Raw genomic sequence first — 12,528 nt, forward strand, 5'->3', positions numbered from 1 at the left:
TTTACGAATAAAAACTCATAAACAAGTGAAAAGACCTATTTCCATGCATTAAAATGAACATTCTTTTAGTATTTAAGCGCTTATACACCGTAATTTTACTCTGAGTGGGCACGAAATAAGCGCGCTACAGTCTCTTATCTACCTATACGTAGTACTTTGGCATCGAATTAGAATCAGCCTTTTTCACGGATAAAAAAACAACGTATGTGTAAATGAGATTACACATACGCCGCCACACTATTTATTCTGTGGATTTGACAAGCAACAGCTCAACTCGAATGAGCTTGTTCCCGACCATCTAACGCACTATGTTTTTTGCCCTCCACACTAAACAAACCTTCCTCACCACGCAGCTTTGCCAATGCTTCGACAAAGAAGTAATCGCCGTAGATAATGGGCACATTGATGTGTCTTTGCTCAGGATAATGTACGGTTCCGTCCATCAGCAATCCCTCATGTTCTTCGCCCCATGCCGTACATGTGTGATGCAAGCCCTTGAGGATAGATTCTGCAGCTTTGGTAAATGGCTCTGCACGTGCTGAATATTTTGCTAGTTCCAGCAAACCGCTAGCTGCAATGGCTGCAGCTGACGAATCCCATGCTTCGCGGTGCCCTTCTTCTGCTCTAAAGTCCCATACAGGCAGGCAAGCATCGCCCAGCTGGGATAGGAAAAAGTCAGCCGTGTTCTCGGCTACCTTTAAATAACGCGGATCGCGCGTGTACCCGTACGAAAGCGTAAAACCGTACAGCGCCCAAGACGTGCCGCGTGCCCAGGCGGAACCGGGAGCAAATCCCTGTCCGCCATGCTCGGCGACCTTTTTTCCAATCTCCGGATCGAACTCAATTACATGCGCGATGGAGCCGTCCGAACGAACGAACTCACGTGCCACGGTATCTGCATGCTGAACAGCGAGAGCAGCAAAGCGTGGATCTCCACTTTCCTCCGAGGCCCAATAGAGCAAGGGTAAATTCATCATACTGTCTATGATCGCAACACCCCGTGTATCCATATCCTTCGAGTGGAAGTTCCACGCGCGAATAAAGCGGCCATTCACGTTAAAACGAGCAGCCAGCAAATTAGCAGCCAATAACCCCCGTCTTCTGGACTCTGCATCACCAGTCAACCGATAGGCGGCCACACCGCTGAGCAGCCAAATAAAGCCGAGATCATGGTCTACAGCTTCGCTATTATAAAGTATTTTTTCCAATCGAGCCTCGCAACGTTGTGCAATTTTGGCGGTCTCCCAGTCAGGACGTGCCCGATGGGCCAGCCATAGCAGTCCCGGATAAAAGCCTGCTGTCCACCACGCTTCCTCACAATTATCATAACGTCCACCCTCTGCAACATGTGGAAAGGCGTCCCCCAGTCTTGCCGCCAAGGCAAGCGTTTTATTCAGTGCCAGCTCCCACGATTGTTCCAGCCATGCTTCTGATTTTGTCATTTCTTTTTCCTCTCCCTTTCCACAGGATTGAAGATAACTATGGCTCCCGACCTAATCTATTCAGGTAACCGAATGATAAAGGAAATGCGGCTGCCTCCACACTCCAGACGCGCTCCCTTAAGCAAACCATTTCGGCAGGCTACGGCAGTCAATTCTTCCGGCCATACCACGTTTGTTCCTTCCGTCGTGGGGATGACTTCAAGGCTTGCGCCTGCGTATTCGACTCGAATGCTTTCAGTTTCTTTCCCGGCTGTCATCACATGATGAATCACACTTCGTTCCCGACCGTCATACGCCATCAATGGAATAAGTGCCCCTACATTCTGAATATTGCCTTGAAGCTCATACGACACTTCAATTTTGCCAGGCACCTGACGATAATGCGTTCGGATTTCCCTCACTCCCGGGAATGGACCTTCCCACAGCAGAGTAAAGTCTGTCTCTCCATCAGATGCTGAACTGCGCTCCATCTGTACGTTTCCTCCGCCATCCTGCGGATCAATCCCTCCATCACGGTCGAACTCCAATGTGCCAGGGATTCCTTCTGACAAGCTGTGCCACTTTCCATCTTCGGTTTGCCAGGCCGGTGTATAGCTCAGCGGGAAAATATCTCCCTCCGCGAAACCCGTAAAGCCGCGATCTGCGTGTCCTGCTGAGGATGGGCCGATCAGAGATGGCAACGCAGAACGTTGAATACGTACGATACCCGGAATATTGTACGGATCGTTGATTGAGGTTTGCACAAGCATTTGCTGCCCGTCTACAGCTGCAATGACGGTCTGAAACCAGCCATCCGTTGCCAATACCCGACTGCCGATCTCCGCCGGGATAGAGGTTGGAGGAATACGATCAATCTCCTTCCCATGTAGGAGCGTATGGGCCAGCACAGCTGCCGTCCAAAGACTGTAGCAGGTATGATTCGAGTACACCTCAAAGCCATGGCGTGCCTCAGATGAATAATGGTTGCGGACGATATGCAGTTTGCCATCATCGGTCTGCCAACGGCCCATCGATTGCCAGCATAGATCTGCTGCCCGCCGAAATGCACCTGCAAGCCCATGCTCGCCTGCTGTATACGCCTGCTGCGCATGTGTTGTAAAAACAAAGGCCGCAGCCGCTTCGTTCCATTGGTGCTGCGCGCTTCTTCCACGCGGAGGAATTTCCCCATGCGGGGATAAAGTCAGCAATGAGCTGAGTGCTCCCCTGCGAAGGTAGTCACGCACTTCGAGAGCACAGCCGCCATTATATCCGTTCTCCAGCATCACGCCCAGATGAAACCGTGTGACAATATCGTAGGCGAATGGGCTATTGGGCCGATCCAGCGGACCATCTTGGTACAGCCCCAAACTGGTAAAGCGAGGTAAGTGGTAGTTGCGAATATACGTCTCCATCCACTCAGAATCGGCTGCAATCCCTTCAGTGGCACGCAAAAACTCGCCGGAAATCATGATCGCATTCCAGTTGATCATCCGGTTTGGATTTTTCATTTTGCTCATCGTAAAAATGTAGGTCTGCTCAGGCTGAATCCTGCTCAATTGCTGTTTCCAAGCCGTGGCCTGCTCTGGCAGCAGATTTTTAAGGATACGATACGCCCCCATCATCATAATTGGAAAAAAGTCCGGGTGATGATCTGGCGCTTTTTCCTCGACTACACAGGCTATGCTATGCGTCAAGGCCGCAGCAGCATACTCAAGTAAATCATGCCGGCCTTCTTTGACCAGCACAGCCGCAGCCAACGCATAGGATGGAGTGGAGTAATACCGTTCACTTTCAGAATGAGGGTCAATGATAGCTCCGTTTTCATCTTGATACAAGGCATATGCACGAACTAGCTTTTCCAGCACAGCCAGCTTACGTTCGTGAGTCCATCCATCATTTTCTCGATTTGGTGCGCTTTCCACCTGTTCTATAAATCTCTCCAGTTCCGTCTGCCAAGGGTACACGCTGCCTGTTTGAAGCTTATTCATTCTGTATGCCTCCCATTCAACATGAAGATTGATGTATGGTAAAAAACAGATTGCAATCGATGCTTGCTGAACCGTTCCAGCGATTAGAGTCTAGTTGCAGTGATGTCTTATAAAACACAAAAGCCACTCCGTCATGATCTATATGCTTCACAGCCTCCAGCCGCTGTCTCAGCACGCCAGCATCATAATCTAGCCTAACCACTGCGTTCGTTCCCTTCCATTCCACGAAGCCTACTCCTGTATGAGGCTGAATACGGCTGATCAAAAGTTCCTCCACCTCCCATGGCTTCACGTTCATACCAGACGTCTCAAACTCAAAATGATCTGTGACAGTAAGCCTTGCTCCCTCGTTACCCTCCGGCACACTCCAGGCAAAGGAGCGAGTGAAAACAACCAATTCATCTACAGCATAAGCAGATGTCAAATCGAGCTTAAAGGTTGTAACTGTCTTTGCTCCCTCCTGCTCATCCATAGCAATATCCAGCACAACCGCCCTTGCCTTTGCTCCGGATTGCTGCGTGATCCCATTAATGATAGGCACGGAATGACCGCTGGAGGAAATGTTGATAATCGACTCCCGTCCTGGTGAAAAATAGGCCTTCGTGTACAAGCCTGCTCCTAGATCACAGAGTAGATTTTCGCCACCGCCATGAAGGATGAAGTGTCCAAGATCATTATGATTGTGCGGCTCATTGTTATGCCCAGCCTTGGCTGAAAATGCAAGTGTGGCACCTGGGTTATCCTGCTGTCCCCCGGATCCATGAGGACTAGAGCAGAGGCTGCGGCACATCAACCAGCCGAGTTGCGGCAAATAATCGATTACGGCTTCACCGCATCCATATACCAAGGGGTTGGTCCAGACTAGGTTATGCAATACATGAGCCCAGCGGCGACACGGATCTTCCAACAAACCAGGTACCCGAAAGGGGAGTGTAGATGGGCGTCCTTGCAAAAAATTCACATGAGAGATGAGTCCAGAAGGCAACCGTTCAGTTTCACTACTATCTGAATAATTAGCGAAAATACCGTCTGACAGATGGACTCGTTCTGCAAAGGCTGCGATTTGTCTTACCTTTTCTGAGTTCAAAATATCCACAGCTCCCTCGGTAAACTCACGCAGCATATCGGCAAAATATATAAAATACCCAAAGCCATACACCCAGTAACCTACGCCTTCGGGACATCCCCCGTCCTCTCTGTAGCCTGCCAAAAAGCAATCCAGTGCACCCAGCATACGCTCGATGGCTATCGCTCTGGAAAACTCGTCTTTTGCCAGCAGCAATGCAGCAATTCCGCAACCCGAAGCACATACTGCCGACCAGTTATGCTCTGCCGTTTCCCAATTAAAATGGTGAGGCTGCCAAAACACAGGTTCCAGTACACGGCGTTCAACCTCTTTGTGTACCTGAACGACTACGTGATCAGCCAGTCGTTCTCCGAGTAGCAATAAAATTTCAACCAGCATTTGCGCTGTTTCTGATGCGAATAAATCCACCTGCTGCCAAGGCGGTGTTACAGTGTCCTCTTCGTTGACATGTGCAGGAAGCGCCCAAGTGTACTCGGTGCATATGTCCAGCAGTCCGCTTTCCACTTCTTTCATCTTCTGATGCTCCGGATCGGCAACTGCTGCCAACACGATAGCAACCAGTCGTCCGCGCCGTTCAAAGTATACATCCTCATACGGCTTGCGCTCCCCTGTATTAGCAAATTGCCGGAACAGAGACAACGGTAGTTCAAGCCGTGGTGCTTCCCGAACATCATTGCAGATACGTTCGATGTCCTTCCAAAGCTCGGCGTATGCCGGTTCATCGACAGTTGCCCGCAACCTTTGAGTCCAATTGCTCCTTAAACGTTGTCTTGCCGAATTCTGCACTCCGCCAGCCAGCACGTTGACGAGCCGCGAAGCAGGCCAAGCCTCCTTCAGAAGACTCATTCGCATTTCCTCCCCATGAGAAGCATTCGTTTCACCTTCTTTTTTTGTTAACGCTTTCATTGTATCTAACAATCTGCCTAAATTCAAAGGGGGGGTAAAAATATAATTGGAAAAATATAAAAGAACCTCCACGCCACGTTGTCGTGGTCATGAAGGTTCTTATTTACGTTCTTGAGTTCCGTCCAGATTCGCTTTGTTCCATTTTTCTACGCTTTAGGATTCTCTTGTTTCCAGTTTCTAATCCCGTCATCCTCTAGAATCCCCAATGCGGCATCTGAAATATTAGGATCACGCAGCAGAGCGTCCTCGACTCTAAATTTAATATCATCAGCATCTGCCAGCGTCATGCCCGAAGTAAGCTCGATCACCCCTTCGACGTGATAGTAACGTCCCTCCTGCAAAATACGCATTTGAGAAATATCGGTCACATGTGTATCTGCCAAAATAATGGAAGCCACACGTTCTTCGATATCAGGAGGTGCAGATACACCAATCAAGCCCACCATGTTGTCATAACCGACCCGGAAAGCTACACCGACCATCAGACAGCCGATGAGAATACTCGAAATCCCGTCCAGCAGCTTAAAATCTGTCAGCGATGTGACAACTACAGCAAGCAGGGCAAGTACCCCGCCTGTCGTTGCTACCAAATCCTCATAGAACACCAAGCGGGTTGGTGGCGCAGCACGTCCCACATGACGAAAGGCAGAGGTAAAAATACCTAGCCCCTTCGCTTCCACTCTGGATTCATGCAGCACTTCTTTCATCGCTTTGCTCCATACAAATCCGTCAACCACCAATGACAAAACCAGCACCACTACATTAATCCAAAATCCTTGTGCGGATTCGGCCGGATGCTGCAGCAAATGAATTCCTTCCAATACAGTTTCGTAGGCCATAATCGTTACGACAATAACGGCAACCATACAAAAAAGATTAATTACCCGTCCGAAGCCGGTAGGAAAACGTTTCGTAGGTTTTTTCTCTGCCAATACACTACCCGCAAATACAAACATTTGGTTCACCGCATCCGCAATGGAATGCATCATCGTAGCAAACATAGAGCCGCTGCCTGTCAAGGCAAAAGCAATCCCCTTAATCAGGGCAATGCCAGTATTACCCAATGCCGCCGAGCCTGAAGATTTATTTCCTTTTTTGACCATACTCCAAAAGGAGTCCTCTTTCTGTTTCACTTCCATCTTGTAGCTCCTCCTGAGGTATACATAATCTGACATATCCACATTATGTAATCGCTTGTTATGTATTATTTTTAACCCGTCCATATTCTACCTAACCAACTGAGGAGAATCAATACTCATGATAATATATTCCATCGTAACGATTCCCCATGACTCTCACGAAACGGAAGATCGTAGCTACGGATTCCTCAAAGCAAAAAGCCGTTGATCTAGCAGAACCGTTTCATTGCGGTGAACGGTCTGCTGTGTCAACGGCTGCAAAACTTGCTGACTTAACTTCGTTCATTCAGCCAAATGGCAAGCCACCCAGTGATCTGGACGAGCTTCACGATAGCGTGGAATCTCTTGAGAGCAGCGGTCGATTGCAAAGGGGCAGCGAGTATGAAACTTGCAGCCCGAAGGCGGATTCACCGGACTTGGAATATCCCCCTTTAGCAAAATACGTTCTCTTTTCAGCTTCGGCACCGGAATAGGCACAGCCGACAGCAACGCCTTCGTATACGGATGCAGCGGATTGCCGAATAGCTCGTCACGCGAAGCTGTTTCGACCATAGAGCCTAGGTACATCACGCCAATACGGGAACATAAATGTTCAACTACACTTAAATCGTGGGAAATAAACAAATATGTCAGCCCCCGCTCGGCCTGCAATTTGGCAAAGAGGTTAATAATCTGTGCCTGGATGGACACATCCAGCGCTGACACCGGCTCATCGGCGATGATCAGATCCGGTTGAAGCGCCAACGCGCGGGCAATGCCGATCCGCTGACGTTGACCTCCTGAAAATTCATGTGGGAAACGGTCGATATGATATTCCGACAATCCGCACAGCTTGAGCACGTCCAGCACGATCTGCCGGATCTCCTCTTTGGTAGCTATACCGTGATCGAGCAGCGCCTCACCAATGGCATCTCCGATTCGTACACGCGGATTCAGCGAGCTGTACGGGTCTTGAAAGATCAGCTGAATTTTGGGACGAAATTCCTGCATCCCTTTGGCTGACAAGCTGTGGAGATCCACCCCTTTGTATTTTACGGTACCATCTGTTTTATCCGTCAATCTAACAATCGTGCGGCCCACCGTGCTTTTACCGCTCCCCGATTCCCCCACCAGGCCAAAGGTTTCACCCTGACGGATCGTAAAGCTTATATCGTCTACTGCCCGCACATGTCCTGAAGTGCGGTTCATAAACCCCGACTTCACCGGGAAGTACGTTTTTAAACGGTCTATTTCCAGCAACGGCTCAGCCATGAACAACCGCCTCCTCATATAACCAGCAGGATGCTTTCTGCTGAGCTGAAACTTCTTTTAATGTAGGCTCCTTTACACGACAAATGTCCATGCAATGCCCGCAGCGGTCATGAAAATAACAGGAAGTCGTCAGCTCCAGTGGATTAGGTACCTGCCCGGGGATGGAATACAGCTCCTTTTGACGCTGATTAAGCACCGGTTTGGACTTGAGCAAACCCTGCGTATAAGGATGCTTGGGGTGATTGAATAGCTGCACCACTTCGCCTTCCTCGACGATCTTGCCCGCATACATCACAATTACATAATCTGCCATCTCCGCAACAACACCCAAATCATGGGTGATCAGCATGAGCGACATATTGGACTGGGCTTTAAATTCACGCAGCATATCGAGAATCTGTGCCTGAATTGTTACATCCAGTGCCGTGGTCGGCTCATCCGCAATAAGCAGCTTTGGACCGCAAGAAACAGCAATGGCAATCATAATGCGCTGCAGCATCCCTCCGCTCAGTTCATGGGGATAGCTTTTTAAAATCTGCTCCGGTCGGGATATGCCGACCTGTTCAATCAGCTTCAGCGCCCGCTTGCGAGCCTGCTTTCGGCCCATCTTTAAGTGCTCAATCAGTGGCTCCGACAGTTGTTCACCAATGGTCATCACCGGATTTAATGAAGACATCGGCTCCTGAAAAATCATGGAGATTTCATGTCCGCGAATCGTGCGCATCTCATTTCTACTAAGCTCTAGCAGATCGGTTTCCTCAAAACGGATACTTCCGCCTGCCACTTTACCACCGGGACTCTGAATCAGGCCCATGATCGACATGGCGGTAATACTTTTGCCGCAGCCCGATTCACCCACAATGCATACCGTCTCCCCCGGCTTCACGCGAAAGCTGATATCATCCACCGCTTTGACCGTTCCTTCTTCTGTATAAAAATGAGTGCTTAAATGTTCAATAGAAAGTAAATTGTCCATGGTGCATGATCACCTACCTCTTATGTTTCGGGTCGAGTACATCCCGCAGCCCGTCACCAAAAATATTAATAGCGATGACTGTAGCAAAAATAGACAGGCCTGGCGGTATCCACAGCCAAGGACGTTGCTGAAAATCCAGCACATTGTTGGCGGCATCAATCATATTTCCCCAAGTCGGTGTCGTGGGCAGCACGCCAAGACCAAAGAAGCTGAGTACAGATTCACTCAGGATGGCTCCGCCAATGTTCAATGTAGCGATAACGATCAGCAATGGCAAAATATTCGGCAGCAGATGCTTAAAGAGCTTTCGGCGATTCGATAGTCCTAGCACCGTCGCGGCTTGCATAAATTCACGTTCCCGTAAACTAAGCATCTGACCTCTCACCATCCGTGCAATCCCCGGCCAGTTGACTAGACTCAGCATCAACATGACGATATACATCCGTTGATCAGGCGGAACCTTCCAGTCAGATAACAGCGCCCCCATAATAAATAGTAATGGTAAACTGGGTATCGTCAGCAGCAAATCGGCAATGCGCATAATGATTTGATCCGCAATTCCGCGAAAATAGGCGGATATAACCCCTAGCGTTGCTCCTAAAAAAACAGACAACACCATAGAAGCCAAACCCACAGTAAGAGAAATTTGACCTGCCTGCATCACACGTGTCAGTACATCCCGTCCCAGCTTGTCTGTTCCTAGCCAGTGATGGATATTCGGCGCCTTGTTCATTATTAATATGTTCGTTTTGTTATCGGAATAAGGAGAAAATAACGGACCGATAAAACAGAGCAAAAACATAAATACCACGACGAGCAGTCCAGCCATAGCAAGCTTGTTTCTGAACAGCTGCCGGAGCGCTTGCTGCCACATTGAAGATTTGACATTTATTCGCAGTCTGCCGTTGCTCTTGCTCAAATTACTGCTCACGGATGACATTCCTTAGCCCCCTTCTTACACTTTCACACGCGGGTCTGCGATGCGATACAAAATATCGGACAACAGCGTCCCGATCACGCTCAATATGGCAATCAGCATCGTGAAGCCCATAAGCAGCGGATAATCCCGAAGCGAAAAGGATAGCATATACAGCTGACCGATCCCGGGCCAGTTAAAAATCTTTTCGATAATCAGAGATCCGCCAAACAACGCAGGCAATTCAAAGCCAACGAGCGTAATGGCAGGCAATAATGCATTTCTCAATGCGTGTGTAAAAAGCACCTTTCTTTCCTTTAGACCCTTTGCACGAGCTGTACGGATATAATCTTGCTGGATCACGTCGATCATATTGCTGCGGAAGTAGCGGGTCAGCGAACCCAATCCCAGTAGTGTCATCACGATCACCGGCAAGGTCATATGCTGGAGAACCTCCTTCACATACTCCATGCCTGTAGCGTTACTGCCCGTATTGAGCATCCCGCCCGGTGGCAGCCACTTCAGATCGACCGCCGCAATTTTGATCAGATACAGCCCGATAAAAAAAGATGGAACAGACATCGCGGCAAAAATTAACACCATAACCAACGTATCGAACCATGAATACTGCTTGTAAGCAGCAACCACACCAATAATGACTGCAATCAGCCAGGTCAGGAAGGTGGATACAATGGCCAACAAGAACGAGTTCCAGATATATTCATTAAATAAGGTCAGCACCGGTTTCTGTTGAGCGAGCGAATAGCCGAAATTACCATGCAGCGCATTGCCTAGCCAGTTTCCGTAGCGCTCAAGAATAGGCTTATTCAACCCGTAAATTTCCCTCAGCTCCGCTTTTCTCTCCGGCGACAGCTTCAGATTACCGCTAATGAAATCTCCCGGTGTCATGGCATACAGGAAAAAAATCATCATCGAAGCGGCCAACAAGATAATAATCATATACGTCAGTCTTTTCGTTAAAAACGAGCTCATGACAGACTCCTTTCAATTCATGGTCGGGCTACTCATTACGCGTCCTCCATTTGGCAGACCCCTTGATCCGAACCTGACGTTCTTCACAAGGGGCCCGCAAAGATGGCTTATTTAAGCGACCATTCGAACAGATTACCAGACAAGCCAATGAATGGACTGACCTTTACATGTTCCATTCGACCATTGTAAGCATATACAGTCTTCTTGTAGTTGGTGAAAATAACGGGTAGTTCATCATTTAGCAGCACATATAATTCCTTATATATTTTCTTGCGTTCTTCCATATTCGTCGTAGCCAAACCTTTTTCATAGAGCTCTTTGAGCTTCGGATTGTTATATCCCTTGATTTCACCATTGACGAATGGCTCAATTCCATCCGATGGGTCTGTCAGCATGGCGGTCGAGAAGGCGGCAAGATCATAATCTTTACCTTCTACTTTAGCGACCATTGCATTAAAGTCTGCAAAGATTTCCGGTTGCAGGTCAACGCCAATCGCTTTATAGTTCTCAGCCGCAAGCGCAATAAACGTATCTGTTTCCGGACGTTTAGAGGTCAGCAAGTGAATGGTCAGCTTTTGACCGTTTTTCTCACGGATGCCGTCACTGCCTTCTACCCAGCCTGCTTCATCTAGTAGCTTTTTTGCTTGCTCCGGGTCGTAGTTGTATGGATTGATCCCATCGGTCGTGTATGACCAGAATATAGGAGAAGCCGGAATGTTGGCGACCGCCCCTGCTCCCTGTGCTGCATCAACATAAATGCTTTTGCGATCCAATCCATAGGTCAATGCTTGACGAACCTTTTTATCCTTCAGCTTTTCATTTTCCAGATTGACTTGCAAATATCCGTAGGTGCTCGGGGTATATGGAAGAATATTCAAAAAGCCAAGCCCTTTCAGCTTGTCGATATTTTCCTGCGTTGCAGTGAAGGATGCAAAATCGGTATCACCTGTTTCGATGAATTGCCATGCATCACCTTCCGCTGTCTTATAAATGAAGTGTTTCGTTTTCGGCTTGCCTTTAAAAAAGTGATCATTCGCCTCCAGACGAACTTCTTGCCCCGGAATGAATTTTTCAAGCTTATATGCCCCATTCCCCAATGGGCTACCATGCAGATTTTTAAAATAATCCAGCTGTCCGAACTTATAATCCTTACCGTAGTAAGCTTTGGACAGCACATATTCACCGAGAATGGTTAGAGCCAGCGCGTTCGGCTTTTCCAATGTTACTGAAACAGTCTGTGGATCGATTACCTTAATTCCATCAATTTGCTTTGTCTTGCCTTCCGTGTAGGCTCTGCCGCCTTTAATGTTCAGCTTCCGAATTTGGCTGTCGCCAGGATAAGCTTTGTCATAGATCAACGTCCAGGTAAAAGCGACATCCTCTGCTGTCAAAGGCGAGCCATCGCTAAATTGGGTACCGGGAACCAAGTGAAACGTATACGTCAGATTATCCTTGGAAATATCCCAACTCTTCGCTAGATTGGGCAGTGGAAGCCCTTTTTCGTCTACGGTCACCAGCGGAGTCCATAACTGTGAAATGACGTTGCCGTCATATCCGCTTTGATTAAAATACGGAGTGAATACCCCGGCTGGGTCAGTCAGACCAACAATAATGGTGTCGTTTCTTTTTTTGGATACTTCCGGCAATTTGGACATATCAGAAGCCTTTACCAGACTTGTTAATGGCTGCGCTGTAGCTACTGTCTGTGTGTCTCCATTGTTTTGAGCAGCAGAATTGTTGGCGCTATCCGATCCCCCATTGGAGCAAGCCGCCAGCAAGGTAGAGCTCGCCAGAAGTAGACTGCTAAGTAAAATAATACTCTTTTTCAACATAATCCCCCCGAATTAAATT

At 48.3% G+C, this 12,528-nt stretch carries 9 protein-coding genes; all 9 read right to left on the minus strand.

Annotated features, from left to right (window positions below; translation table 11 throughout):
* Positions 1 to 269: 269 nt before the first annotated feature.
* The 9 genes from BN1546_RS00410 to BN1546_RS00450 all read right to left on the minus strand — a co-directional run bounded on the left by BN1546_RS00410 (position 270) and on the right by BN1546_RS00450 (position 12,509).
* Positions 270 to 1,442, minus strand: a complete 1,173-nt coding sequence (locus tag BN1546_RS00410) for a glycoside hydrolase family 88 protein (RefSeq protein WP_090735259.1) — start codon at positions 1,440 to 1,442, stop codon at positions 270 to 272.
* Between the two features lie 56 nt (positions 1,443 to 1,498).
* Complete coding sequence (locus BN1546_RS00415; RefSeq protein WP_090735262.1) at positions 1,499 to 3,409, minus strand: glycosyl hydrolase; 1,911 nt, start codon at positions 3,407 to 3,409, stop codon at positions 1,499 to 1,501.
* A gap of 16 nt (positions 3,410 to 3,425) precedes the next feature.
* On the minus strand, positions 3,426 to 5,342 hold the full coding sequence (locus BN1546_RS00420) for a heparinase II/III domain-containing protein (RefSeq protein ID WP_090735265.1): 1,917 nt from the start codon (positions 5,340 to 5,342) through the stop codon (positions 3,426 to 3,428).
* Positions 5,343 to 5,548: 206 nt separating this feature from the next.
* Positions 5,549 to 6,541 (minus strand): cation diffusion facilitator family transporter, encoded by a 993-nt coding sequence (locus tag BN1546_RS00425; RefSeq protein ID WP_090735267.1) that lies wholly within the window; start codon positions 6,539 to 6,541, stop codon positions 5,549 to 5,551.
* 282 nt (positions 6,542 to 6,823) lie between these two features.
* Positions 6,824 to 7,792 (minus strand): ABC transporter ATP-binding protein, encoded by a 969-nt coding sequence (locus BN1546_RS00430; RefSeq protein ID WP_090735270.1) that lies wholly within the window; start codon positions 7,790 to 7,792, stop codon positions 6,824 to 6,826.
* On the minus strand, positions 7,785 to 8,768 hold the full coding sequence (locus BN1546_RS00435) for an ABC transporter ATP-binding protein (RefSeq protein ID WP_058829583.1): 984 nt from the start codon (positions 8,766 to 8,768) through the stop codon (positions 7,785 to 7,787). Before BN1546_RS00435 ends, BN1546_RS00430 begins: the two co-directional genes overlap by 8 nt.
* A 13-nt stretch (positions 8,769 to 8,781) precedes the next feature.
* Entirely contained in the window at positions 8,782 to 9,708 is a 927-nt protein-coding gene (gene opp4C, locus BN1546_RS00440; protein ID WP_017428379.1) for an oligopeptide ABC transporter permease, read from the minus strand.
* A 15-nt stretch (positions 9,709 to 9,723) separates the two neighbouring features.
* Positions 9,724 to 10,677, minus strand: a complete 954-nt coding sequence (locus BN1546_RS00445; protein WP_058829582.1) for an ABC transporter permease — start codon at positions 10,675 to 10,677, stop codon at positions 9,724 to 9,726.
* Positions 10,678 to 10,784: 107 nt separating this feature from the next.
* The gene (locus BN1546_RS00450) at positions 10,785 to 12,509 is read right to left on the minus strand and encodes an ABC transporter substrate-binding protein (RefSeq protein WP_090735273.1); all 1,725 of its coding nucleotides are present in this window, start codon (positions 12,507 to 12,509) and stop codon (positions 10,785 to 10,787) included.
* Positions 12,510 to 12,528: the final 19 nt, after the last annotated feature.

It is taken from the genome of Paenibacillus sp. Mc5Re-14, from assembly GCF_001049835.1.
Taxonomy (GTDB): Bacteria; Bacillota; Bacilli; order Paenibacillales; family Paenibacillaceae; genus Paenibacillus; species Paenibacillus polymyxa_C.

Excerpts from the sequence above, each read along its gene's own strand:
- BN1546_RS00410 (WP_090735259.1), bottom strand. The coding sequence starts at position 1,442 with ATGACAAAATCAGAAGCATGGCTGGAACAATCGTGGGAGCTGGCACTG.
- BN1546_RS00415 (WP_090735262.1), bottom strand. The coding sequence starts at position 3,409 with ATGAATAAGCTTCAAACAGGCAGCGTGTACCCTTGGCAGACGGAACTG.
- BN1546_RS00420 (WP_090735265.1), bottom strand. The coding sequence starts at position 5,342 with ATGAGTCTTCTGAAGGAGGCTTGGCCTGCTTCGCGGCTCGTCAACGTG.
- BN1546_RS00425 (WP_090735267.1), bottom strand. The coding sequence starts at position 6,541 with ATGGAAGTGAAACAGAAAGAGGACTCCTTTTGGAGTATGGTCAAAAAA.
- BN1546_RS00430 (WP_090735270.1), bottom strand. The coding sequence starts at position 7,792 with ATGGCTGAGCCGTTGCTGGAAATAGACCGTTTAAAAACGTACTTCCCG.
- BN1546_RS00435 (WP_058829583.1), bottom strand. The coding sequence starts at position 8,768 with ATGGACAATTTACTTTCTATTGAACATTTAAGCACTCATTTTTATACA.
- opp4C (WP_017428379.1), bottom strand. The coding sequence starts at position 9,708 with ATGTCATCCGTGAGCAGTAATTTGAGCAAGAGCAACGGCAGACTGCGA.
- BN1546_RS00445 (WP_058829582.1), bottom strand. The coding sequence starts at position 10,677 with ATGAGCTCGTTTTTAACGAAAAGACTGACGTATATGATTATTATCTTG.
- BN1546_RS00450 (WP_090735273.1), bottom strand. The coding sequence starts at position 12,509 with ATGTTGAAAAAGAGTATTATTTTACTTAGCAGTCTACTTCTGGCGAGC.